Annotated in this window: 22 protein-coding genes and 1 tRNA gene; 10 read left to right on the plus strand and 13 right to left on the minus strand. The window is 66.5% G+C overall.

The genetic code is table 11. The annotated features are described in order from the left end of the window. Window positions 1–207: 207 nt before the first annotated feature. The 5 genes from A8G08_RS13030 to A8G08_RS13050 all read right to left on the minus strand — a co-directional run bounded on the left by A8G08_RS13030 (window position 208) and on the right by A8G08_RS13050 (window position 4,461). Window positions 208–1,656 (minus strand): hypothetical protein, encoded by a 1,449-nt coding sequence (locus tag A8G08_RS13030; protein WP_157108552.1) that lies wholly within the window; start codon window positions 1,654–1,656, stop codon window positions 208–210. Window positions 1,657–2,097: 441 nt separating this feature from the next. Then, complete coding sequence (locus A8G08_RS13035; protein WP_068274430.1) at window positions 2,098–2,604, minus strand: mycothiol transferase; 507 nt, start codon at window positions 2,602–2,604, stop codon at window positions 2,098–2,100. Window positions 2,605–2,706: 102 nt separating this feature from the next. After that, a tRNA-Ser gene (locus A8G08_RS13040) sits at window positions 2,707–2,793 on the minus strand. A 21-nt stretch (window positions 2,794–2,814) separates the two neighbouring features. Then, window positions 2,815–3,327, minus strand: coding sequence for a MarR family winged helix-turn-helix transcriptional regulator (locus A8G08_RS13045; RefSeq protein WP_068274433.1), 513 nt, complete (start codon window positions 3,325–3,327; stop codon window positions 2,815–2,817). 30 nt (window positions 3,328–3,357) lie between these two features. Next, window positions 3,358–4,461, minus strand: a complete 1,104-nt coding sequence (locus A8G08_RS13050) for an alpha-hydroxy-acid oxidizing protein (protein ID WP_157108554.1) — start codon at window positions 4,459–4,461, stop codon at window positions 3,358–3,360. 235 nt (window positions 4,462–4,696) lie between these two features. Here A8G08_RS13050 and A8G08_RS13055 point away from each other — a divergent pair, with 235 nt between their 5' ends. Continuing rightward, window positions 4,697–5,686: an NAD(P)H-quinone oxidoreductase gene (locus A8G08_RS13055; protein ID WP_068274439.1), complete on the plus strand. Its 990-nt coding sequence runs from the start codon at window positions 4,697–4,699 to the stop codon at window positions 5,684–5,686. A gap of 96 nt (window positions 5,687–5,782) precedes the next feature. Here A8G08_RS13055 and A8G08_RS13060 read toward each other — a convergent pair whose 3' ends face one another. Continuing rightward, window positions 5,783–6,982, minus strand: a complete 1,200-nt coding sequence (locus A8G08_RS13060; protein WP_068274441.1) for a cysteine desulfurase-like protein — start codon at window positions 6,980–6,982, stop codon at window positions 5,783–5,785. A gap of 130 nt (window positions 6,983–7,112) precedes the next feature. Between A8G08_RS13060 and A8G08_RS13065 the strand changes: the two genes are divergently transcribed. From A8G08_RS13065 to A8G08_RS13090, 6 genes are all read left to right on the plus strand, one after another. Then, window positions 7,113–7,667: a bacterial proteasome activator family protein gene (locus A8G08_RS13065; RefSeq protein ID WP_068274451.1), complete on the plus strand. Its 555-nt coding sequence runs from the start codon at window positions 7,113–7,115 to the stop codon at window positions 7,665–7,667. 90 nt (window positions 7,668–7,757) lie between these two features. Further along, window positions 7,758–8,609 (plus strand): galactan export ABC transporter permease subunit Wzm/RfbD, encoded by an 852-nt coding sequence (wzm, locus tag A8G08_RS13070; RefSeq protein ID WP_245672809.1) that lies wholly within the window; start codon window positions 7,758–7,760, stop codon window positions 8,607–8,609. 29 nt (window positions 8,610–8,638) lie between these two features. Continuing rightward, the gene (wzt, locus tag A8G08_RS13075) at window positions 8,639–9,514 is read left to right on the plus strand and encodes a galactan export ABC transporter ATP-binding subunit Wzt/RfbE (protein ID WP_084436164.1); all 876 of its coding nucleotides are present in this window, start codon (window positions 8,639–8,641) and stop codon (window positions 9,512–9,514) included. Beyond that, the gene (gene glfT1 / locus A8G08_RS13080) at window positions 9,511–10,395 is read left to right on the plus strand and encodes a galactofuranosyltransferase GlfT1 (RefSeq protein ID WP_068274454.1); all 885 of its coding nucleotides are present in this window, start codon (window positions 9,511–9,513) and stop codon (window positions 10,393–10,395) included. The genes wzt and glfT1 overlap by 4 nt, the downstream gene beginning before the upstream one ends. A gap of 165 nt (window positions 10,396–10,560) precedes the next feature. Next, a complete protein-coding gene (gene rsgA / locus A8G08_RS13085) occupies window positions 10,561–11,580 on the plus strand; it encodes a ribosome small subunit-dependent GTPase A (protein ID WP_068274455.1) in 1,020 nt (339 codons plus the stop codon). A gap of 175 nt (window positions 11,581–11,755) precedes the next feature. After that, window positions 11,756–12,613, plus strand: a complete 858-nt coding sequence (locus A8G08_RS13090) for an SDR family oxidoreductase (RefSeq protein ID WP_068274457.1) — start codon at window positions 11,756–11,758, stop codon at window positions 12,611–12,613. Window positions 12,614–12,625: 12 nt separating this feature from the next. Here the strand turns inward: A8G08_RS13090 and A8G08_RS13095 are convergent, their stop codons facing one another. After that, on the minus strand, window positions 12,626–14,521 hold the full coding sequence (locus tag A8G08_RS13095; protein ID WP_068274459.1) for a glycosyltransferase: 1,896 nt from the start codon (window positions 14,519–14,521) through the stop codon (window positions 12,626–12,628). A gap of 209 nt (window positions 14,522–14,730) precedes the next feature. On the opposite strand from A8G08_RS13095, the gene A8G08_RS13100 reads away from it, so the two are divergent. Together A8G08_RS13100 and A8G08_RS13105 are read left to right on the plus strand one after the other, a co-directional pair. Continuing rightward, on the plus strand, window positions 14,731–15,681 hold the full coding sequence (locus A8G08_RS13100; RefSeq protein ID WP_245672806.1) for a glycosyltransferase: 951 nt from the start codon (window positions 14,731–14,733) through the stop codon (window positions 15,679–15,681). 25 nt (window positions 15,682–15,706) lie between these two features. Next, window positions 15,707–17,230, plus strand: coding sequence for a DUF2142 domain-containing protein (locus A8G08_RS13105; protein ID WP_068274461.1), 1,524 nt, complete (start codon window positions 15,707–15,709; stop codon window positions 17,228–17,230). 3 nt (window positions 17,231–17,233) lie between these two features. Here A8G08_RS13105 and A8G08_RS13110 read toward each other — a convergent pair whose 3' ends face one another. The 6 genes from A8G08_RS13110 to A8G08_RS13135 form a co-directional block, all read right to left on the minus strand. Then, window positions 17,234–18,079: a WXG100-like domain-containing protein gene (locus tag A8G08_RS13110; protein ID WP_068274463.1), complete on the minus strand. Its 846-nt coding sequence runs from the start codon at window positions 18,077–18,079 to the stop codon at window positions 17,234–17,236. Further along, a complete protein-coding gene (locus A8G08_RS13115; RefSeq protein WP_068274466.1) occupies window positions 18,070–18,405 on the minus strand; it encodes a WXG100 family type VII secretion target in 336 nt (111 codons plus the stop codon). Before A8G08_RS13115 ends, A8G08_RS13110 begins: the two co-directional genes overlap by 10 nt. Further along, window positions 18,402–18,959: a YbaB/EbfC family nucleoid-associated protein gene (locus tag A8G08_RS13120; protein WP_068274486.1), complete on the minus strand. Its 558-nt coding sequence runs from the start codon at window positions 18,957–18,959 to the stop codon at window positions 18,402–18,404. Before A8G08_RS13120 ends, A8G08_RS13115 begins: the two co-directional genes overlap by 4 nt. A gap of 68 nt (window positions 18,960–19,027) precedes the next feature. Further along, complete coding sequence (locus A8G08_RS13125; RefSeq protein WP_084436166.1) at window positions 19,028–19,633, minus strand: DUF3558 family protein; 606 nt, start codon at window positions 19,631–19,633, stop codon at window positions 19,028–19,030. Between the two features lie 83 nt (window positions 19,634–19,716). Further along, window positions 19,717–20,730, minus strand: a complete 1,014-nt coding sequence (gene rfbB / locus A8G08_RS13130) for a dTDP-glucose 4,6-dehydratase (protein ID WP_068274488.1) — start codon at window positions 20,728–20,730, stop codon at window positions 19,717–19,719. Between the two features lie 32 nt (window positions 20,731–20,762). Continuing rightward, window positions 20,763–21,809: an alpha/beta hydrolase gene (locus A8G08_RS13135; RefSeq protein WP_245672807.1), complete on the minus strand. Its 1,047-nt coding sequence runs from the start codon at window positions 21,807–21,809 to the stop codon at window positions 20,763–20,765. A gap of 250 nt (window positions 21,810–22,059) precedes the next feature. Here A8G08_RS13135 and rfbA point away from each other — a divergent pair, with 250 nt between their 5' ends. Beyond that, window positions 22,060–22,935, plus strand: a complete 876-nt coding sequence (rfbA, locus tag A8G08_RS13140; RefSeq protein ID WP_068274471.1) for a glucose-1-phosphate thymidylyltransferase RfbA — start codon at window positions 22,060–22,062, stop codon at window positions 22,933–22,935. The last annotated feature ends 4 nt before the right edge of the window (window positions 22,936–22,939 follow it).

Consider the following 22,939-nt stretch of genomic DNA (forward strand, 5'->3'; position numbering starts at 1 on the left):
GCTCCGCGCTTGTCGATACAACCGCGCGCTCCGCCCCTGCGGGCATCGGCGCGAAGGGCGGATACCACTGATCGAGCCGGTCGCGCACCCCGGCCGCTGTCTTGGCGTTCCACACGGTTCGTTCGTCTTTCTGCTGCAGTAGACGCGGTGTGGGGCCGCCGCTTCCGACGACCCCACACCGACGAGTACGCGAGGGTATCTAACCGATCACCCGGCGTAGTACACCGAGTGGGCAGCACCGCCGATCTGAGCGACTTCGGTCGGCATACCCGCGCCGGTTTCCTGGGCCGCCGCGACGATCTCGGTGCCACCCGGCTGGGCTACCTGCCAGGCGACGAAGGCGTCGTTGGCCTGCTGTGCGGCGTTCACAATCGCCTCACCAACCGGGCCGGTCGCCTTTGCCATCGCCGCGGCCTGGGCTGCGGCGGGCGGGACGGCTGCCAGCGCCTGTGCACCACCCGGCTGGGCCTTGACCCAGTCCACCGTGTTGTTGGTGGTGGCGATGGCGAACTGAGCCACCTCGTGCGGGGTCGGCAGGACCTGCGGAGCGACCGGGGCGAGGTTGGGATCCCCGCCGCTCAGTGCAGTTCCAGCGGCGACGCCAATCGCGCCACCGGCTGCTGCGCCGATACCCGCGCCAATGACCTCGACTCCGACGACACCGATCGCGGCACCAACGGCCGCACCAGGTGCCGAACCGATCACGGATCCGATGCCTCCGCCGATAACACCGGCAGCCGCGGCGGCCGGAATCGCTGCAACGGCACCCACGACAGCACCAATTGCGCCACCCGCTGCACCCGTCGCAGTCGCCGTGGCCGCGAGCCGGTCGGCACGATCCGGCGTCACACCCGCGCGGTTCCAGGTACGCGCAATCTCCGACTCCGCGTAGGCCGCCCAGCGGTTGGCGCTGAGCGCCGCATCGGGGGCGATCCAGTCCGGCCTGTCGGTCACGAAGTCACCGAAGCGAATCTTGTTCTCCGGCGGAGCAATCGGCGCGAAGCTCTGGCTCGGCTTCGCCTGCTCGACGACGATTTCCGAGCTGTACCCGTCGCCGGACTGTGCCGGCTGCGAGTAGGTGTAGTCCGGCTGAGGCACGCTCGAGTCGTAGGTCGGCACCTCGCGCGACGGCAGCACCGGCGGGTCGGGGATCAGACCCCGGCCTTCGAGATCGGTGCGGGGCGTTGCCGCGCCCGGGGCCGGCGCAGGCACAGCGCTGGTGCCCGGCTGGGCCGGGGTGACCGACGTGGTGCCCGGCTGCGACGGTGAAGTCGTTCCCGGCTGTTCGGTATTCGGCTTCGTCGGATCCGCCGAATTCGGCTTGTTCGTGCCCGGCTTCGCGCCATTCTGTGTCGTGGCACCCGGCTGCGCCGAGTTGGGCGCCGTGGCACCCGGCTGCGCCGAGTTGGGCGCCGTGGCACCCGGCTGCGCCGAGTTCGGCGTCGTCTCCTCCGGCTGCTGGGTCGTGGTGCCCGGCTGCTGGGTCGCGGTACCCGGCTGATCGACCGACGGTGCCGCGACGGCCATGCCGGACGCAGCGACGGCGAGCGCCAACGGGATCGAGCCCACCACGATTGCGCGCTTCACCGGAGTCTTCGCGGCTTCCACCACGATCTCCGTGCGCGTGGGGCGGTGGCGCCCCTTCGAGCTACTCAACTCTGGTTGTCCTCTCTCGTTCGGCCGTGTTGGCGGCCAGTCGATTCCGCGCGAGTGAGCGCGGACATGTTCGGAGGGCAGAGTTGAATCGCGCGAGACGCCAAATACGTTCGCAACAAAGGCGGTTGAGCGGCCGCTACCGCAATACTGCTACCCCCCGAAGTGCCGAAGCACGTAGGCAGCATCGCTCCGTTCAGCTAAACAGGCCGTCTCCCCCGGTCGTCCCCTCGTGAGCTAACGCTCGCTTGCTAGACGGAAACGATTGGGTCTCCCCAATCTTCGACTCGACACAATCTGATCGAACGCACGAGTCGTCCTAGCTACTAGGACGCAGCGCAGCCCCGATCGGTTCCGCTGTCGTGCGGTTGATTGCTTTCGCGTGACAGACGAACGGTGGTTCTCGAATTTCCCATCAAGACAATGGATTTCATGCGGAGTGGGTCAGCGGCGCCCGTAGCAGCCACGGACATACGCAGCCTGCCCGACATGTTCGAGGTCGTCGTCGAGCACGCTGATGAGGCGGACACCAAGCGTCACCGGCGGGTCCCAGCGCTCGTCGACGATCCGGTCGAGATCGGATTCGGTGAGGCCAGCGAGGTATCCGAGCGTCTGCTCGTGCACCGCGTCGTAGTACCCGCTGAGAAGTTCCGCGGACACGTCCACCTGTGCGACCTCGTCGGCAGAGTGCCCGTAACCATGCGCGTGGACATCGAATGGCAGCGCGAACCGTTCGTGCCAACCCTGCGCGGTCCACACCTGTTCGATGCCCGCGACGTCGGCGACGTGATCGTCTTGCACGCGGGTCAGGTGCCAGATCAACCAGGCGATGGTGTTCGCTCCGCCATCGACGCGAAAGGTGAGCGCATCGGCGGGGAGATCACTCAACACGCCGTGCACGCTTTCACGGATACGGCCGAAGGCGTCGGTCAGAACGGCTGGCAGGTCCATGGCGCTCCCCTCGTCGGAGTTCGCCCGCAGGCTACCTCCGATCGAGGGGCCGTGAACCCGGATTCGGATGCCGCCCGTGCGGCATCCCCGCGTTCCTCGCAGCGGAAGCGGAGGGATTTGAACCCCCGGTGGGTTTTACGCCACGCTCGCTTTCAAGGCGAGTGCATTCGGCCGCTCTGCCACGCTTCCTTCGCCGGAAATCCTATCCGGTCAGGAGTCGCGGTCCCCGATGACCTCGTCGACCCGCTCGAACACCTCGGCTATGACGGCGAGTTGTTCGGGCGTGAACAGGTCGATGAAATTGCGCCGGACGTCCTCGACATGGTGCGGCGCCGCGGCACGCAGCTTGTCGTAACCCACGTCGGTGAGATGTGCCAGGACGCCGCGGCCGTCTTCGAGACAGCTGCTGCGCCGGACCAAGCCTTGTTCTTCCATCCTCCGGATCTGGTGGGTTAGCCGGCTGCGTGAGGACAACACACCGTCGGCGAGGTCGCTCATTCGCAGCGACTTTTCGGGTGACTCCGAGAGGAGCATCAGGATTCGGTATTCAGCGAGGGAGAGTGCGTGCGCGGCCTCGAGTTCGCGGTTGAGCTGATCGATCAACCGCTGATTCCCGTCCATATAGGCGCGCCACGCCCGCTGCTCGTCGGCCGATAGCCAACGGGTTGCGGGTTGGACCTGCCCGTTGGGCAAGGTCGCGGGTTCGTTTCGCACGAGTTCCATACTATTCACAGGGAATTGCCAGCTGGAGAATCACGGTGCGGCGTGGAGCGTTTCGGGCCCTAGGTCGGCGATCCGCGCGCAGCCCGCGAGGCCCATCGCGATGTCGAAATCTGCGAGCAGACTGCGCAAGGCGTGGCGCGCCCCGTCGCGGCCGCCGATACCGAGTCCGTATACCCACGGCCGCCCGTAGAGCACTGCCTTCGCCCCCAAGGCCAGCGCGATCAGCACATCGGCGCCGCTGCGGACACCAGAGTCGAAGAGCACGTCTGCGCGGTCGCCGACGGCCGCCGCCACCGGAGCGAGGGCATCGAGCGCAGCGATTCCGCCATCCACCTGCCGTCCGCCGTGATTGCTCACGACGACTCCGCTGGCACCGGCGTCGACCACCGCCCGGGCATCGTCGGGATGCTGAATTCCCTTGACCGCGACCGGGAGATCGGTCCACTCCTTCAGGCGGGCGATGTCTGCGGGCCGCACCGAATGGTTGCCGAACATGCCGATCCAGGTCAGGATCGCCAGCTGCAGCGCCTCCTGGCTCTCCTCGGGCGCGGTGGCGAGCCGTGACCGGAACACCGGATCGGACAGGTAATTCGCGATTCCCTTGCCGAGCAGGAACGGCAGATGGGCCTGCTCGAGGTCACGCGGCCGCCAGCCCAGTCCGGGCGTGTCGGCGGTGACGATGATCGCCTTCGCGCCCGCCTGTTCGGCGCGCTGGACGAACGAGCGCGCCACTTCGTCATCGGCCGGCCAGTACAGCTGGTACCACCAGTCCCCCGCCGCTGCGCCGACCTCCTCGATCGTCGACGACGCCGCGGTCGACAGCACCATGCCGATGCCGACCTCCTTCGTCGCCTCCGCGACCAGCACTTCACCGCGCGGCGCAACCAGGTCGAGCACCCCGACCGGCGCGGTCAACACGGGTGCGTCGAGGCGCGTCCCGAGTACTTCCACCGAGAGATCGCGCGCGTCCGCCGCCGCGGTACCGCGCAGCATCCGCGGCACAATGCGATGGCGGTCGAAGGCACTCACATTGGCCGCAGCCGTCCGCTCCGCGGAGGCGCTACCTGCGATGTAGGCGAACGCTTCCGGGCTGAGCACCGCGGCCGCACGCTCTTCGAGACCCTGTGCGGTCATGGGAAATTCGGGCCGGGCGCCACCGAGTCCGGCGAAGTAGATCTCGTTCTGGAAGTTCGCGTAGTTCGCCACGGCGGGAAGGCTACGCCCGCGCTGGTGTCCACACGCCGGAAGTCGCCAGTCCGGTTGCGCGGCGGGGTTGTATCGACGCCGACGACAACGCAGCGCGGCGGCGATTGGGCTCCAGGGGCGCCGATTAGGGGATTGGGAGATGCGCCCTAGGTAGCCTGCGAGGGTGTACGCGATAACGCTGCGAGAGTTCGGCGAACCCGACGTAATGGAGTGGGCCGAAGTCCCCGACGTCGAACCCGGACGCGGTCAGGTGCTGATCGACGTCGTGGCAACCGCGGTCAATCGCGCGGACGTGCTGCAGCGACGTGGCAATTACCCACCGCCTCCCGGCGCAAGTGACGTGCTCGGGCTGGAGTGCTCGGGCGTGATCGCCGAGGTCGGCGAGGGTGTCACCGGATGGCACGTGGGCGACCGGGTCTGCGCATTGCTGTCCGGCGGCGGGTACGCCGAACAGGTCGTTGTGCCGGCAACGCAGGTGCTGCCGGTGCCCGCCGGTCTCGATCTGCACGTCGCGGCGGCCCTCCCCGAGGTCGCCTGCACGGTGTGGTCCAACGTCGTGATGGCCTCGCAGCTGCGCTCCGGTCAGCTGTTCCTGGTGCACGGTGGCGGCGGTGGAATCGGCACACACGCCATCCAGGTGGCCGCTGCGCTCGGCGCGACGGTCGCGGTCACGGCCGGCTCGGCGTATAAGCTCGACCGCTGCAAGGAACTCGGCGCGGGGATCCTGATCAACTACCGCGAAGACGATTTCGTCACCGCGGTCCGCGAGCACAGCGACGGCCGCGGTGCCGACGTCATCCTGGACAATATGGGCGCGGCCTACCTGGACCGCAACGTGGACGCGCTCGCACCGGACGGCCAGCTGGTCGTGATCGGCATGCAGGGCGGCATCATGGGCGAACTCAATATCGCCAAGCTGCTCGGCAAGCGCGGCACCGTGCGCGCGACGGGCTTGCGCTACCGCCCCGAACGCGGGCGGTCCAGCAAGGCGGAGATCGTCGCGTCGGTCGTGGAGCATGTCTGGCCGATGTTGGCCGACGGCCGTGTCCGACCGATCGTGCACGCGGAACTGCCGATCGCCGAGGCTGCCGAGGGTCATCGCCTGTTGGATTCCGACGAGACCGTCGGCAAGGTGGTCCTGCGAGTGCGCTGACCGCGCCTACAACGCCGACAGTTCGCAGGAGCGGCGGCTAAGCGCCGACAGTCGCAGAAGCGGCGGCTAAAGCGCCGACAGTCGCAGAAGCGGCGGCTAAAGCGCCGACAGTGCATTGACGAGCAGGTCGATCTCTTTGCGCGTCGTGTACGGCGCCAGGCCGACGCTCACGGCGCCGCCCTCATCGTTGTGGCCGAGCGCGTCCAGCAGGCGACTGCCGTACGGGCTTCCGCTGTACACCGCGATCCGCTTCTCGGCGAGTTTCGCCGCGACCTTCTCCGCACTGATTCCATCGACCGTGAAGCCGATCGCCGGAATGCGGCTCGCTGGCTGACCGATCACGTTGATATTGGGCAGACGCTGCAGCGACGCGATCGCGTGGTCGAGCAGCGTGTCGTGATAGAGCTGCTGCGAGCCGAGCGAGACCTCGATCCGGTGCCTCCGCGATCCCGTCGCGTCCTCGGAGAGATTTGCCAGGTACTCGATCGACGTGACGAGCCCGGCAAGCATCGCGTAGTTGTGCGCGCCGACCTCGAGCCTCTCGGGTCCGGTGGCATCGGGGTTCAAGGAGATGGCGGGGATGCGATCAAGGAACGAGGGATCACGGAACACCAGCGCGCCAACCTGCGGTCCACCCCAGGCCGGGGCTGAAACCGCCATCACGTCCGCACCGAGTTCGTGGATGTCGAGGACGGCGTAAGGAGCAGCGGCCGCGGCGTCGAGCACCAGCAGTCCTCCGACGGAGTGGATCCGGTCCGCGGCCACGCGCACATCCGGCGCGGTACCCACGATTGGAGACGCCGCAGTCAGCGCGACAAGCCGAGTAGTCGGTCCGACGAGTTCCTCGAACTGCCAGGCCGGCATCTCGCACGTGTCGATCTCGACCTCGGCCCACCGCACATGCGCCCCGGACCGGTTGGCGATGCGCAACCATGGCGCGACATTCGACTCGTCATCGAGCCGGGACAGCACCATGCCGGTGCCGAGTCCGAGGCGCGAATTCAGCGATTCCGCGAGGGTGGACATGAGCAGCGTCCGGTCCGGTCCGAGCACCACACCGTCCGGGTCGCCACCGACCAGATCGGCGACAGCTTCCCGTGCCGCGGCAAGCACCTCACGACTGCGTTTCGCGGACACGTGCCCGCCGGTGTGCGAGTTTGCCGTGGTGCGAAAGCCCGTTGACACCGAGCGCGAAACCGCGTCGGGTACCTGCATGCCGTTTTGTGGATCGAGATGCACCCAACCGTCGCCGAGGGACGGGATTAGTCCTCGAACTCGGGCGACGTCGTAAACCATTGGCAGCACTCTCAATGTTGACAGATTTGTCGGTGTGACCTGCGTTCAAATGTGTAACACAGCCATCGACGGTCATGCGGACGCACCCGCGCCTCATCGCGCCCGGTGCCGGAAGGGACAATATAGAGTCATGAGCCCATCGGACAATGAGCAAGTCGTCGTTGTCGGGCCGGACGGCCGTCCGCTCGGCATGCCCAACTCGGAATCCACCGCAGCGCTCGGTGAACAGGGCGCCGACGCCCCGACCGACGGCGACACGCTGTCGGACATGGTCGAGCAGCCTGCGAAGGTTATGCGGATCGGCACGATGATCAAGCAGTTGCTCGAAGAGGTCCGCGCTGCGCCGCTCGACGACGCCAGCCGCAGTCGGCTCGCAGCGATCCACAAATCATCGATCCGCGAGCTGGAGCAGGGTTTGGCCCCCGAACTGCGCGAGGAACTCGAACGTCTCGCGCTGCCGTTCAGCGAGGACTCAGTGCCGTCCGATGCGGAGCTGCGGATCGCGCAGGCCCAGCTCGTCGGCTGGCTCGAGGGGCTGTTCCACGGCATCCAGACGGCCCTGTTCGCGCAGCAGATGGCGGCCCGTGCCCAGCTCGAGCAGATGCGCCAAGGTGCCCTGCCGCCCGGCATCCACGCCGGCGAGCAAGGGCGGGGCGCCACCGGGGGCAGCGGCCAGTACCTCTGACGGTCGCCCGGCAGCCAACCGCACTACCGCCTGCGGCGAATGTGTGCCGCTGGTCGGCGGGTACCCTCGGACCTCGTGTCAACTGCTGCCATGGATGCCGCGTCCCCGGCTCCACCCGTCTCGGACTCGCATACCTTCCGGCGCGGGTTCCGGGATCTGCGGCAAGGACTGACCCAGCGCGAGCTGTGGCTGTCGCTTGGCTGGCAGGACATCAAGCAGCGGTACCGGCGGTCCGTGCTCGGCCCGTTCTGGATCACCATTGCGACCGGCCTGCAGGCCGCCGCTATGGGCATCCTCTACTCGGCGCTGCTCGATATCCCGCTCAGTGAATTCCTGCCCTATGTGACCGTCGGCCTGATCGTCTGGAACCTGATCAGCGCGTCGATCCTGGAAGGCTCCGAGGTTTTCATCGCCAACGAGGGCCTGATCAAACAGCTGCCTTCGGCGCTGAGCGTCCACGTGTACCGCCTCGTGTGGCGGCAGATGCTGTTCCTCGCGCACAACCTGGTCATCTACCTGGTGTTGCTGGTCGCGTTCAGTGTGTGGCGCGACCTGGACTGGTCGGTACTGCTGGCCATTCCAGCGCTGGTGTTGCTGCTGCTCAACGCGATGTGGGTATCGCTGGTGTTCGGCATTTTCTCCACCCGATACCGCGACATCGCGCCGATATTGAGCAGCACCACGCTGATGCTGTTCGTCCTGACGCCAGTCATGTGGACGACGAAGAGCCTGGAAGCACAGGGCGGCGACGTCGCAGAACGGGCCCGGCTCGCCGAACTCGTGCCCACATTCCACTACCTCGAGATCGTGCGCGCGCCGCTGCTCGGCGAGCCATGCGAGGCGTACCACTGGTACATCGTCATCGGCATCACCGTTGTTGGCTGGGCGGTCGCGCTGCTGGCGCTGCAGAAATACCGGGCCCGCGTCCCATACTGGGTCTGACGAGTTTCACGAGCGGAGCAACGGACAGAGTGACTGAGCATGTGAGCATCGAGACCCACGACGCGTGGGTCGAGTTCCCGATTTTCGACGCCAAGTCGCGCTCGCTGAAGAAGGCGTTCCTCGGCAAGGCCGGCGGCGCGATCGGCCGCAACTCCTCCGACGTCGTGGTGGTCGAGGCGCTGCGCGAGATCACCCTGTCACTCAAGGAGGGTGACCGCGTCGGCCTGGTCGGGCACAACGGCGCGGGCAAGTCGACACTGCTGCGGCTGCTGGCAGGGATCTACGAACCCTCGCGCGGTTCCGCGCAGATCCGTGGCCGGGTGGCACCGGTGTTCGATCTCGGCGTCGGGATGGACCCAGAGATCTCCGGCTACGAGAACATCATCATCCGGGGCCTGTTCCTAGGTCAGACACGCAAGCAGATGCTGGCGAAGGTTGACGAGATCGCCGAGTTCACCGAACTCGGCGAATACCTCGCCATGCCGCTGCGCACCTACTCCACCGGTATGCGCGTACGGCTCGCTATGGGCGTGGTGACCAGCATCGACCCGGAGATCCTGCTGCTCGACGAGGGCATCGGCGCGGTCGACGCGGAGTTCATGAAGAAAGCCCGGACGCGGTTGCAGGAACTCGTCGCCCGCTCGGGCATTCTCGTGTTCGCCAGCCACTCCAACGAGTTCCTCGCGCAGCTGTGCGACAGCGCGATGTGGATCGATCACGGCCAGATCCGGATGCACGGCGGGATCGAAGAAGTTGTGCGCGCCTACGAGGGCCCGGAGGCCGGGGATCACGTGGCACGGACGCTCGCCGAGATCGCTGCGCACGATGCCGACGCCACGAACGCGGGCGACCAAAGTTCCTCCGAGGAGGCAGCCACCGCCGGCGCCGACGGTGGTCGCGCGTGACGCGCATCGTTGCTGTCGTCGTCACACACAAGCGCCGCGAACTGCTCGCGGAGTCGCTTGCTGCGGTCGCGGATCAGAAGCGTCCTGTCGACCACCTGATCGTCGTCGACAACGGCAATGAGCCCGACGTCCGCACCCTCGTCGAGGGGCAGCCGGTACCTGCCACCTATCTCGGCTCGCAGCACAACCTGGGCGGTGCCGGTGGTTTCGCGCTCGGCATCCTGCACGCGCTGTCGATCGGCGCGGACTGGGTGTGGCTCGCCGACGACGATGGTCGCCCCGAGGGGCCCGAAGTGCTCGCAACCCTGCTCGGCTGCGCGGAACGGCACGGCCTCGCCGAGGTTTCCCCGGTGGTGTGCGATATCGACGACCCGGACAGCTTGGCGTTCCCGCTGCGTCGCGGTGTCGTGTGGCGGCGTAAGCGGTCCGAGCTCGGCGCCGAGGATCTGCTGCCCGGGATTGCTTCACTGTTCAACGGAGCGCTGATCTCAGCCGCCGCGATCGACGCGGTCGGCGTGCCGGATCTGCGCCTGTTCGTCCGTGGCGACGAGGTGGATGTGCACCGGCGGCTCGTCCGGTCCGGGCTGCCGTTCGGCACGTGCCTGCAGACCGCCTACCTGCACCCCAATGGTGCGGCGGAGTTCAAGCCGATCCTCGGCGGGCGGATGCACACGCAGTACCCCGACGACGAGACCAAGCGCTACTTCACCTACCGCAACCGTGGCTACCTGATGGCACAGCCCGGAATGCGTCGGCTGCTCCCGCAGGAATGGCTGCGTTTCGGCTGGTTCTTCCTCATTACCCGGCGCGATCCGGCCGGCCTGCGGGAGTGGCTCCGGCTGCGCAAGCTCGGCCGCAAGGAGCACTTCCGCAAGCCCTGACACAAGGGATGCGCGGCCCGGCAGGCGATAAATACGTTGCCGTCGCGCAGGTGGACCTGGGATGCTGAGGTCGGATACCAACAGTGCAAGGGAGTGAGTGCCGCATGACCGTCTTTGTGGTTGCGCTGCGCCCATACACCTCCCCTTCACAAAGGAATCCCTCAAATGGTCGACTCCGACCTGCTCCACCGCTACGGCTTCGATGACTCCGTAGCAGCACTGTTCACTGCCACCGAGCGCGCTGCCCGCGTCGTGCGGGTCGATCGTGGCGAATCCACCGTCGTTGCCGCTGACGGCGAACTCCGTGCCCGCTCCGGACAACATGTGGTGTGCGCGGGCGACTGGGTCGCACTCGATGAGAACGGCGATATCGACCGAATCACCGAGCGTCGCAGCCTGATTCAACGTGCCACGGTGTCCGCGCGATCGGATGCACAACTACTCGCAGCGAATGTCGATACTGCGCTCATCGCCGTCCCACTCGATCGCGATCCGGCGCTCGGCGGTGTCGAGCGCTACCTCGCGCTGATCTGGGAGGCAGGCTCGCAACCGGTGATCGTGGCAACGAAAGCCGATGCTGCCGAGGATCTTTCGAGTGCGCTCGCGCAGATCCACAGCGTGGCGATGGGCGTGCCTGTGCTATCGCTCAGCGCCGCCACCGGCGCCGGCATCGACGAGCTGATCGAGCTGCTGTCGGGGGCGGTCGCGGTGCTCGGTCCGTCGGGCGCTGGTAAATCGACGCTGGCGAACGCCCTGCTCGGCCGAAACCATTTGGCCACCAACGCGGTACGCGATGGCGACCACCGGGGCCGGCACACCACGGTCGCGCGTGAGCTGGTGCCGCTGCCGTTCGGCGGCACCCTCATCGACACACCCGGCTTACGCAGCGTCGGGTTGTGGGATGCCGGTGCGGGACTCGAGCAGACCTTCGCCGACATTGAGGAGCTCGCACGCGGCTGCCGCTTCAGCGACTGCGCGCATGGCGGCGAACCGGGCTGTGCGGTGCAGCGCGCCGTCGATGCCGACGAGTTGCCCGAACGGAGGCTCGAGAGCTATCGCAAATTGACGCGGGAAAACGAATGGATGGCCGACCGAAGCGACGCGCGCAAGCAGGCCGAACGCACGCGCTCGGTCAAGGTGCAAAGCCGCGCGCTCCGGGCGATGTATCGCGAACGCGGTCACTAACGGCGGACGAAGGTACACGCCTCGCGGAGCCCCTGTTCCACGGTGATCACGAACATATGGCCCCCAACGCACCCGATTTGGGGGCCATTTGCTCGTGATCACTGCGGATGGCGAGGTCTGCGCCCCTAGGATTTGCGGGGACAACCACTCGCAGTACACCTCGAAGGGGAGTCCGATGACCGCTGCCGCAGGCAAGCCTCTGGCCGGCAAGACCATGATCATGTCCGGCGGCAGCCGGGGAATCGGGTTGGAGATCGCGAAGCGGGCCGCCGCCGACGGCGCAAACATCACCCTCATCGCGAAGACCGACACCCCGCACCCGAAGCTTCCGGGCACGATCCACACCGCAGCCGAGGAACTCGAGGCGGCCGGCGGCACGGTGCTCAAGCACCTTGGCGACGTGCGGATCGACGAGTCCGTCGCCGAGGCCGTGCGCCTGACCGTGGAACGCTTCGGCGGTATCGACATCGTCGTCAACAACGCGAGCGCGATCGACCTCTCCCCGACCGACATGATCTCGATGAAGAAGTACGACCTGATGCAGGACATCAACTGCCGTGGCAGCTTCCTGCTCTCGAAGCTCTCCATTCCTGCACTGCGCGACTCGGCGAACGCGGGCCGCAACCCGCACATTCTCACGCTGTCGCCGCCGCTCAATCTCAACCCCCGTTGGGCCGGAACGGCACTGGCCTACACAATTGCCAAGTACGGCATGAGCCTGACGACGCTCGGCCTCGCCGAGGAGCTGAAATCCGATGGCATTGGCGTGAATTCGCTGTGGCCGCGGACCACGATCGCAACCGCGGCAGTACAGAACCTGCTCGGCGGCGAAGCGATGGTGGCCAACTCGCGCACCCCGGACATCTACGCCGACGCCGCGTACGCGGTGATCACGTCCCCGGCCGCCGAGACGACCGGGAACTTCTTCATCGACGACGAGGTGCTCGCCGCGCACGGGGTGACCGACCTCGACAAGTACCGCGTGGTTCCGGGCGACGGCGAGTTGCAGCTCGACCTGTTCCTCGACGCCTGAGTACCGGATTCGTCAGCGGTAGAGCCGGTCCCAATTCTCCCGGCTGGTGAGCTCCGGCATCGCCGCGCGGTACTCGCGCTGCAGTCGGGGCAACTCGCGCCGAAACCGGCGCAGCGTGCGCCGTGTCCGCAACAGCAGCGCACGCGCCTTTGCCTTGTCGCGCACGCGAATTCGCACACCGGACTGCGAGGCATCGGTGACCACGACGTGGTCGAAGAGCGACACATGCCACCAGTGCGCGTCCTCGCGCGGGATCCCGACGATGCCGTGCTGAGTGCGGCCGAACCACTGGCCGATCGCCCGCTTGATCAGGATGGCCGTGAGCATGCTCGGCTCGCCACCGGCGCGGCGCACATGAATTTCGGCCGACGGCACTGCATCGCTCGTCGGCAAGTGCTTCACCGTCTCCGGGTAATCCGCGCGCGAGGACCTGATCGCCGCCAGTGCCGCCTGTCCCCCGTCGCGCAGAATCTGCGGTCCGGAAAGGAAGTCCTCGATGCCCTGCAGCGTCGTGTGCGCGAGGCCGTACTGCATGCCGACCAGGTACTCGGACAACTGCTGGAAGAACTGCTTGGACAACGCCTTTGCGTCCATCTCCGAATGCAGCGCGGCGACGATCAGCGAGTTGCGCGAGCTGAAGTAGCGCGCCCAGTCGTCGAAGTCCTTCCAGTAGAAGTCCGCGTGCCACACCGCCGCGTTCGGCAACGTGACGGTGACGAAGCCGGCCTCGCGGGCGCGGACGCCATACTCCACGTCGTCCCACTGGAAGAAGATCGGCAGTGGCAGACCAACTTTCGCGATCACCTCGGCCGGGATGAGACACGTCCACCAGGCGTTGTAGCCGGCATCGACGCGACGCTCCTGGTTCTTCTTCAGCATCGAGGTGTTGCGGAGCGCCTTGGGCACCTTCTGCCCGTGCATCAGCTTGTGCAGGTGCACCTCTTCTGCGCCGACGTTGAGGTAGTCGGGGTTGAGCAGGAACAGCATCTGCGCGCCGACCAGCGTCGGTGTCGAGGTGAGGTTCGCGAACGCGCTCAGCCGCAGCACCGTCTCCGGTTCGCACAGGATGTCGTCGTCCATGAGGATGACGTCGCAGTGCTCGTTGGCTGCTGAGATCTCGGCCATGCCGCGCGTGAAGCCGCCCGCGCCGCCGAGGTTGGGCTGGCGCAAGTAGCGCAGCTTGTCGCCGAGTTTGGCGGCGGTCTGGGTAAACAGCTCGCGGTCGCCGACAGCGTCGGTGCCCTGATCGACGACGTACACGCCGTCGATTCCGTGCAGCACTTCTTCGTCCGAGGCCAGCGCGGCGACGGTGTTCGCGCAGTCATCCGCGCGATTGAAGGTGCAGATCGCGATCGCGACCGGCCGCAGCCGCTCGGGCGCGCCGACGGTCCACTGCAGTCGTTCGATGCCGAGCGCACCGCCGATCGCCTCGAACTCGAGCCACAGCGCGCCGCCGTCGATGAACATGTCCAGGCGCGCGTTCAGTGCCACCGTTCCGGACTTGTCGGTCTGGGCGGTGTCGACGATCCGCCGGTGCCCGGCGATGTCCGAGGCAACCAGCCGCACCCGTGCGCGATCAGCGACGTCGAGGCTCACCGTCGCACGCACCTCCGCCACGTCGGTCCAGCGCTGCCAGTACGCGGCGGCGAACCGGCCGAAGTAGGTGTTGGTGTGCATGGTCGCACCCGCGGTGAGCCGCACGGTGTGGCGGTCTCGGCGCGAATCGCCCTTGACCACCGCATACAGCTCCTCGCTGATCCGGTGTGAGGGCCCAGTGAAGATGCCGCGCGCGACGACGAGCCGGTCCGGCGCCGTGCGGTCGTGCAGCAGGCTGCTCGGTGCTACAGCTGCGTCAACAGCGGTGGTGAGCTCGATGGTGCTCGCGGCTTCGGACGCCGGCTGGTTCATGGATCCCCGAAATCTTCTCGTCGTACGGTGGCTGCGCTGGCCGCCGCGAGGATACCAATCGAGCATGTCCGGCCTGGGTTCAGCAATTGAGCACGGCCGATCGTTATCGGCATGGGACGCGGTTGGGACACCGCGGTGCCGCGGCAGTCGAGGGATCTTGGGTAACCTCCCGATCGAATCCCTCCTGAGCGAAACGGACACCGATCGCCGTGCCGGACACCGACGAAATGCGCATCGTGGCGATAGTGCCCTGCCACAACGAGGAAGCCTCCGTTGCCAAGGTTGTCGGCGACCTCAAGGACGCCGTTCCGGGCATCGTTGTTTACGTCTACGACAACCTGAGCACCGACAGGACGGTTGCGCGCGCCCTGGATGCGGGGGCGATCGTGCGGCACGAGAACGCCAAGGGCAAAGGCAACGTCGTGCGCCGCGCATTCGCCGATGTCGAGGCCGATATCTACCTGATGATCGACGGCGATGACACGTACGAAGCGACTGATGCACCACTGATGATCAAGACCCTGCTCGAAGGGCCGTACGACCATGTACTGGGTGTCCGGCGGCAGGATCCCGGCGCCACCGCTTACCGAACCGGTCACGAGGCCGGCAACCGCATGCTCAACCGCACGGTCGGCCTGCTGTTCGGCGAGAACGTCACCGACATGCTCTCCGGATTCCGGGTCTTCTCCCGGCGCTTCGTGAAGAGCTTCCCCGCGATGTCACGACGGTTCGAGATCGAGACCGAATTGACGGTGCACGCGCTGCGGCTCCGTGTGCCGCAGACGTCGCTCGAGGTCGGCTTCCGTGACCGCCCGCCCGGCAGCACCAGCAAGCTGCGCACATTCCGCGACGGATTCGGGATTCTGGGACTGCTCGCGAACCTCGCCCGGCACGAGCGTCCGGTCGCTTTCTACGGCGTGATCGGCGTGCTGAGCTGGGTCGTGGCGGTCGGACTGTCCGTCCCGATCTTGATCGAGTACTGGGACACCGGGCTCGTGCCGCGCTTCCCCACGTTGTTCCTCGCGTTCACGCTGCTGCTCGTCGGCTGCCTGATGTGGACCGCCGGACTCATCCTGGACGGTATCCGGCGCTCCCGGCACGAGAATTCGCGGCTTGCCTACCTGCACAACCTGGCGCTGCGCCGCGCGGACCAGCCGTGAGCGACTGCGACGGTCCGGGCGCACGGTGACCACCACCAGTACCGACGTGCCGGCATCCCTCGGTCCGAACGAGCCACCGGAGCCGGCACAGCCGGAGCGCGCCCGTTCACGATTCGCCGCCGTGTTCCTGCGGGTGGGTCCCGCATCGGTGATCGGCACGCTCCTCGCGGCGATCTTCGGTGTGACGTTCGCGGTGATTACTCCGCCGTTCTGGGGCCACGACGAGATCACCCAGTTCGGCCGGGCGTACCAGGTCGCGCACGGCGGAATTCAGCCCCAGCAGATCTACGACAACCGCGGAGTGTCCTACGGCGGTGAGGTCCCGATCAGTGTGGACGCGCTGATGGGTTACGCGCTCGACGACTACACCAACTCGCCCGAGGAGCCGGCGCCCCTCGCGCAGAGCCCGCGCGGTTACGAGTTGCTGGAGAACCAACCGGTGACCTCCGCCGAGCGGACGATCTGGTTCACCAACACCTCCGCCTACTCACCGCTGCCCTACCTGCCGGCTGCGGCCGGGATCCGGGTCGCGGAGCTGCTCGACCTGAACGTGGGCGGGCTGATGCTGGCGACCCGGCTCGCCGGCCTCGCGGTCTACCTCGCGCTCATCGCGTTCGCGCTGCGCGCGCTGCGCGGAAGCCGGGTGCAGTGGCTGGTGTGCGCGGTGGCACTGCTGCCGATCACGGTGTTCCAGGCGGGCACCGTCACCGCCGACACGATGACGAACGCGATCGCGATCCTCGTCTCGGCGCTGCTGCTGAAGGGACTGTTCCTCGGCATGCCGCTCAATCGAGTCGAGACGGCGGCCCTGCTCACCGCCGCGGTGGCGCTGCCCCTGTGCAAACCGGCCTACGCGCTTCTGGCGATGGCAGTGCTCGTGGTGCCCGCCGAACGGATGGGGCTCAGCGGCTGGAAGCGGGTGCTGCCCTGGCTGTTTGCCGCGATCGGCGCCGCAGCCTTCGTGGCCTGGAACGCGATCTCCTCGCCGACAACCGAGGGCATGGGGTTGATGCGGCGGGAGTCGCAATGGCATTCGGTGCGGCCCGGCGACCAACTGTCCGAGGTGCTCGGCGACCCGCTGCACTTCTCGAACGTGCTCGCGCAGAGTGTGCTGCGCCGTGACCAGGAATGGTTCGACGAGTTCTTCGGCGAACTCGGCTTCGGCTATGTGACTGTCCCAGCCACATCGATCGTGGCTTGCCTTATTGCGCTTGCGCTTGCGCTCGGTATCGCGGAGCGGTTCACCGCGTCACACCTGCGCACGGCAATAGTCGGTGCGGGCGTGGCCGTCACCACGGCAGCGATCTTCGGCACGCTGTATCTCGGGTTCAGCCCGGTCGGCTACTTCATCGTCGACGGAGTGCAGGGCCGGTACTTCGTTCCGTTGGCGATCGTCGCCTTCGCCGTGTTGCTGCGGTGGGTTCCGTTGCGGCTCAGCCGAGACGACGGCCGCACACCCGGGAAGGGTGCGGCCATCGCCATCGTTGCTGCGATCGTGATCGCGCTGGTTGCGGCGGTAGCGAAGTACTACGTGCTGGTGTGGGGCTGACCGCTACTTACGTTCGCGCTCCGCCATGCCTTGCAGGAATCCGGTGACTCCGGCGTTGCCGGCACCCTCGAGGGAGGGTCCGTCGTCGCTCCAGGGCATCGAAGACGTTGCCACGTTGGACAATCCCTCGCCGATCCCAGCCGCGACCGAAGTCGCGAACTTCTTGGCCGCGTCATTGGCGAAGCGCTCGGCGACCTCGTCCCCGGCCGTGCCCGCTGCGCCACCGAACACCCCGGTGATCGCCGCGTCTGCGACCGTTGTGCCGAATTCGCCGAAATCGACGCTCTTCCTGTCCCCCTTCACGATCTGCAGTTCCTGCGCGAATGCCTCGACCATGACGTCTTTGCCGACGTTGAGCAGGACCTCCTCGAGCATCTCGAGGACCAGCTTGCGGATGATCATCCGGATCGTGATGACCGTCGCCGCTTCCGCGGCCGGGGCAGCCAAACTACTCAGGCCAAGCGTCAACGGCGCACTGGAGAGACTCACGACGAGCTCCGCCGCCAGAACTACCAGCGCGCCAATGATCGACAGTTTGGCGTGCTCGATCTTGGTTGCGCCCTCTTCGAGCTTGTCGCTGTTGCTTTCACATTGTTCGAGAAGGGTTTTCAGGTCCTTGTCGATTTCGCGCCAGCGCTGCGCCATCTGATCTGCGTTGGCACCCTGGATGTAGGAGAGCGACCGCCGCGACGCATCGGCACCGTCCTCGATGAGTTCGCCAACCGTGCGGCCGGAAGCCAGCCAATCTTCGGCCAACCTGCGCATCGCGGTCTCGTCACCCTCCGGCCACTGCTCACCGAGCGCCTTGTCGGCGACCCAGCGAACCGATCCCGGGAGCTCTATCCCCAACGCTGGGGCCCGTCGATGCCCGAGAGTCCGTCCCGGAACCCTCGGTCGGTGGCGTCGTAGTTGTCCGCGTTGGCTCGGACGTTTCGCGCGACGTCGTCAACTCGGCGCGCTGCCCGGTCCAGAGCCGACATGGTTTCCCCCGCGGCGGATTCATATCCGTCGGCAAACGTCGACCCGGGTTCGTCACTCCCCCAACACGTTCCCTCGGCGTCGGTGCGTGCCTGCATACGCAGCTGGAGGCGATCCAGCTTGTGCCCGATGTCGTCGTAGCTGCGCGCAGACTCCCGGAACTCCCCGTACTGAACCCTGAGATTCTCGTTACTCATCGAAGAATCGACCCTCCCCAGTCATCGTCATCTTGCACCACCGCCGGCCGCGCCAACTCCGGTGCGGGACGCGGCTCGTCGCGCAGGATCGGCGCGGCGATGTCCTCGTCGACCGGAACGGGTTCCGGCGTTTCCGCCTGCGGCTGAGGCGGATTCAGCAACTCTCTCAGACTCGGTGCACCGGGCACCAGATCGGACAGGTCGGGCATGTCTCCGGCAATTTGCTGGATCGGGGCGATCGCCTCCTGCGCCAGCTGGGCGGCCTGGCGCGCGGCGGCCTGCGCCGCTTGGGCCATCGAGGCGCCCAACCGATCGGGTCGAGTTCGCTTGAACGACTCCGGATCCAGGTGCACGTCGGTCGGGATACCTGCGGCGTTGACCGTGACCCGCACGAGCCCATCGGCAGACCATGCCTGCGTACTGATGGTGGACACGCGTTCCGATGCCTCGACCATCTGTTGCTGCTGGTGCTCGAGCGCCGAAAGCATCGAATCGACCTGTTCGCGCAATGCATCGTTGCGCGAACGTAGTTCGCTCCGTTGAGCCGAATCCACCACTGCCCCTCTCGTCCGTCCTACTTAGGACGCAAGGCAGCGGCGGGCGGTTCCACCGAAAGCGCGGGTTACTTCGGCAGCGCGCTCACCAGGCTGGACGCCGTGCGTTCCAGCGTCACACAGGCATCTTCCTTGGGCGGCTTCGTCGATGGCGCGGTCACGACCGACATGAAGATCTCACCCTGATAGGTCGCGAACGCAGCGGTGCAGGACGCCTGATTCTTGGCCACGAGGTCATCCCGGAATTTGACTACGGGCTTGGTGCCCACCGTCCCGCCTGCGAAGTCGCGGAAGTGCGGATTTCTGTGCACGTCACTCGGGCTGAGCGTGGTCGAGTAGATGACGAAGTCGTACGTGCCCGCGCTCCACCCACACGTCCGCGCGCCCTCGAGCGGCAGCATGCCGACGACGTCGGGTTCTTCGGAGTCGATCTCGAGATCGGTCTGGCCCATGGCCGCGTTCGGGATATTGCACGGATTCCACAGCGCGGTACGAGCTTCCGGCGAGTCCAGTTGCGCGGACTTGGACACCGAGTTCGGCGTCGTCCGCATGTCGACACCGCTCGCGGAAGTCGTTGAGCACCCCGTCACCGCAAGTCCACACACGGCAACCGCAAATGCGGCAGTAGTCATAGGCCGTCCGAGCACAACTGTCCCTCGCTTCCCACGATTCATGCGAAGGAACCTTATCCCGAGAGGGATTGGCTTCGCCTCCCCCCTCGGGGTGCCCGTGTGTGTCTGCCGTCACATTGCGCGGGTCAAGGCTGAGGCAGTGTCCGTTCGCCCTGCGCGGCGTAGGCGTGCTCAACTGCTTCCTTGCGCCGCCTCCACCAGGATTCGTTCTCGCGATACCACTGCACGGTCGCGGCGAGCCCGTCCCGGAAATCATGGAACTGCGGCTCCCACCCGAGCTCGGTCCGCAGCAGTGTGGAGTCGATCGCGTACCGCAGGTCATGGCCTGCGCGGTCGGTGACGAAGTCGAAATCGTCCGATTCACGACCGAATTCCGCGAGCAACATCTGTACGACGGCGCGGTTGTCGAGTTCGCCGTCGGCGCCGATGAGGTAGGTCTGCCCGATTCGTCCGCGGTCGAGGATGGCCCACACCGCGCGGTTGTGGTCATCGACGTGAATCCAGTCCCGTACGTTCGTACCACTGCCGTACAGCCGTGGCCGCACACCGTCGATCAGGTTGGTGATCTGGCGCGGGATGAACTTCTCCACGTGCTGGAACGGCCCGTAGTTGTTGGAGCAATTCGAGATGGTCGCGCGGACACCGAACGAGCGAGTCCAGGCGCGGACCAGCAGATCACTCGACGCCTTCGTGGAGGAATACGGGCTCGACGGGTTGTACGGCGTCGATTCTGTGAACCGCTCGGGGTCATCCAGTTCGAGATCGCCGTACACCTCGTCGGTGGAGATGTGGTGGTAGCGCACGTCGTACCGGCGGACTGCCTGCAACAGCGAGAACGTTCCGATCACATTGGTCTGCACGAACGGCCACGGATCGGAGAGGGAGTTGTCGTTGTGCGACTCGGCCGCGAAATGCACCACCGTGTCCACGCCGCTGACCAACTCGTCGACGAGGTCGAGATCGGCAATGTCTCCGTGCACGAAGTCGATTCGGTCGGCTACCGAATCCAGCGATTCCCTGTTCCCGGCGTAGGTCAGCGAGTCGAGCACCGTCACCTGGGCATCAGGTCGCTCCGCAAGGGTCTGCAAAACAAAGTTGGCACCGATAAAACCGGCACCGCCCGTAACCAGAACACGCACGACGTGGACCATACCGCCAGGCGAATCGCGAATCAGGCGATCCGGCCGCGGCCCTCACCCGACGGTGCACTGGTCCGCGCGCGGACGAACCGCGTGATGTCCGCGAGCACAGCACGGCTTTCGGGCAGCTGCGGCGCCACGGCGGGGAAGGCGTGAACCTGGCCGCGCCACAACTGCAGCTCCGCAGACACACCGGCATCCCACAGCCGATTGGCCATCAGCTCGGCATCGCAGCGCAACACCTCGTCCTCCGCCGAGACGAGCAGTGTGGGAGGGAGCTCGGCGAGCGCGCCGTTGACCGGGGACAGCAGCGGGTCGATAGCGCCATCCACCTCGGCACCGAGTCGGCAGACCGCGGCGAGGCCGGGCATCGCCACGAACGCATCGAGCTTGGCGTTGTCGTGGGCGAACTTCTCTGTGCAGTCCAGATCGAGCAGCGGGGAGATCCCGATCAGCCCAGCGGGGGCCGGCAGCCCCTCCTCGATCGCCTTCAAGGCGGTTGCGAAGACCAAGAACCCGCCGGCGGAGTCACCTGCGAAGACGATTTTCGTCGGGTCGGCGCCCTGCTCCAGCAACCACCGGTAAGCGGTCAGGCAGTCCTCGACAGAACCCGAGATCTTCGTCTTGGGCAGCTGCCGGTATCCGACGTTGACAACAGGCATCGCAGCCCGCCGGGAGAGCTCGGCCACCACAGGGCGGTGCGTGTTGGTCCCGCACGTGATGAAGCCGCCACCATGGAAGTACAGGACCACTCCGTCGCTGTGATGACTCATCCGATCGACCTGCCGGACGACCTCGAGCCGCAAATCAGGTAATTGGACGTGGTCGCACGCGATTCCGCCGGGAATCCGGCGCAGCCCAGCGAGCACGTCGATAAGGAACGCGGCGCGAACCCCGGCGGCCGTCACGGGCGCGATGCGCACTACCGGCCGAACCACTCGACGGCAGAGCTCCAGAACGATGCGCGATTGCATGCTCGCGCCCGACGGGTTCATCAGGGTCGCCTGGTCGGCGGTGCGCCGACGCCGCTTACGCCGGACTTTCGGCTTTGGCGGCTGCGTTGCCGTCATCGCGGTCATGCTGCCCTCCACTCCACGCGCACCGACACGGCCGCGACCCCGATGGCGCGGCGCGGAGTGAAATGTCGGCGTCGACGAATTCACAGCACCGGGAGCAAGCATTCACCCCCGTGCACCACTCTCACGCCCGATTTATCGAGATTCACCGGATCTGATTGAAATCGTGATCAAGGTGATGGGCGCCGCCCGCTCGTCGATGCAATTCGCACAGGTCGGTTACGGCACCCGCGTCAGTTGAGACACTGATGCCATGCGCGGAATCATCCTGGCTGGGGGCACCGGATCGCGGCTGCACCCGGTCACACTCGGGGTCAGCAAGCAGTTGGTGCCGGTCTACGACAAGCCGATGATCTACTACCCACTGTCCACGCTGATGCTGGCCGGGATCCGGGACATCCTGGTGATCACGACACCCGGAGACGCCGATGGCTTCACACGACTCCTCGGTGACGGCTCGCGGTTCGGTGTGTCGATCACCTACACCGTGCAGGAGAGTCCGGACGGACTGGCACAGGCATTTGTGCTCGGGGCTGAGCACATCGGCTCCGATTCGGTTGCGCTGGTGCTCGGAGACAACCTTTTCTACGGCCCTGGCCTGGGTGAACAGCTGCACCGTTTCGATGCCATCGACGGTGGCGCGGTCTTTGCGTATTGGGTCTCCGACCCGACGGCGTACGGCGTGATCGAGTTCGACGAGGGCGGCAAGGCTATCTCCATCGAGGAGAAGCCCAAGAAGCCCCGGTCGAACTTCGCCATACCCGGCCTGTACTTCTACGACAACGACGTCGTTGAGATCGCGCGCGGACTGCGCCCCTCCGACCGCGGCGAGTACGAGATCACCGACATCAACCTGGCCTATCTGGACGCCGGAAAGCTGCAGGTGGAGGTACTGCCGCGCGGCACGGCCTGGCTTGACACCGGCACGTTCGCCTCGCTCCTGGATGCGTCGAACTATGTGCGCACGATCGAGGACCGGCAGGGGCTCAAGATCGGCGTGCCCGAGGAGGTCGCGTGGCGGCGCGGCTACATCTCAGACGACGAGCTGCGTGAACTCGCCGAGCCGCTGATGAAGTCCGGATACGGGACGTACCTGCTGCAACTGATCGACCGCGGACGGGACTGGTAGGAAC

It is taken from the genome of Aldersonia kunmingensis (assembly GCF_001646865.1).
GTDB lineage: Bacteria > Actinomycetota > Actinomycetes > Mycobacteriales > Mycobacteriaceae > Aldersonia > Aldersonia kunmingensis.

Coding starts and splice junctions, on each gene's coding strand:
- A8G08_RS13095 (WP_068274459.1), bottom strand. CDS start 14,521: ATGAACCAGCCGGCGTCCGAAGCCGCGAGCACCATCGAGCTCACCACC.
- A8G08_RS13090 (WP_068274457.1), top strand. CDS start 11,756: ATGACCGCTGCCGCAGGCAAGCCTCTGGCCGGCAAGACCATGATCATG.
- rfbA (WP_068274471.1), top strand. CDS start 22,060: ATGCGCGGAATCATCCTGGCTGGGGGCACCGGATCGCGGCTGCACCCG.
- A8G08_RS13125 (WP_084436166.1), bottom strand. CDS start 19,633: ATGAATCGTGGGAAGCGAGGGACAGTTGTGCTCGGACGGCCTATGACT.
- wzm (WP_245672809.1), top strand. CDS start 7,758: ATGGATGCCGCGTCCCCGGCTCCACCCGTCTCGGACTCGCATACCTTC.
- rsgA (WP_068274455.1), top strand. CDS start 10,561: ATGGTCGACTCCGACCTGCTCCACCGCTACGGCTTCGATGACTCCGTA.
- A8G08_RS13050 (WP_157108554.1), bottom strand. CDS start 4,461: ATGACCGCACAGGGTCTCGAAGAGCGTGCGGCCGCGGTGCTCAGCCCG.
- A8G08_RS13115 (WP_068274466.1), bottom strand. CDS start 18,405: ATGAGTAACGAGAATCTCAGGGTTCAGTACGGGGAGTTCCGGGAGTCT.
- A8G08_RS13135 (WP_245672807.1), bottom strand. CDS start 21,809: ATGACCGCGATGACGGCAACGCAGCCGCCAAAGCCGAAAGTCCGGCGT.
- A8G08_RS13060 (WP_068274441.1), bottom strand. CDS start 6,982: ATGGTTTACGACGTCGCCCGAGTTCGAGGACTAATCCCGTCCCTCGGC.
- A8G08_RS13065 (WP_068274451.1), top strand. CDS start 7,113: ATGAGCCCATCGGACAATGAGCAAGTCGTCGTTGTCGGGCCGGACGGC.
- A8G08_RS13035 (WP_068274430.1), bottom strand. CDS start 2,604: ATGGACCTGCCAGCCGTTCTGACCGACGCCTTCGGCCGTATCCGTGAA.
- A8G08_RS13045 (WP_068274433.1), bottom strand. CDS start 3,327: ATGGAACTCGTGCGAAACGAACCCGCGACCTTGCCCAACGGGCAGGTC.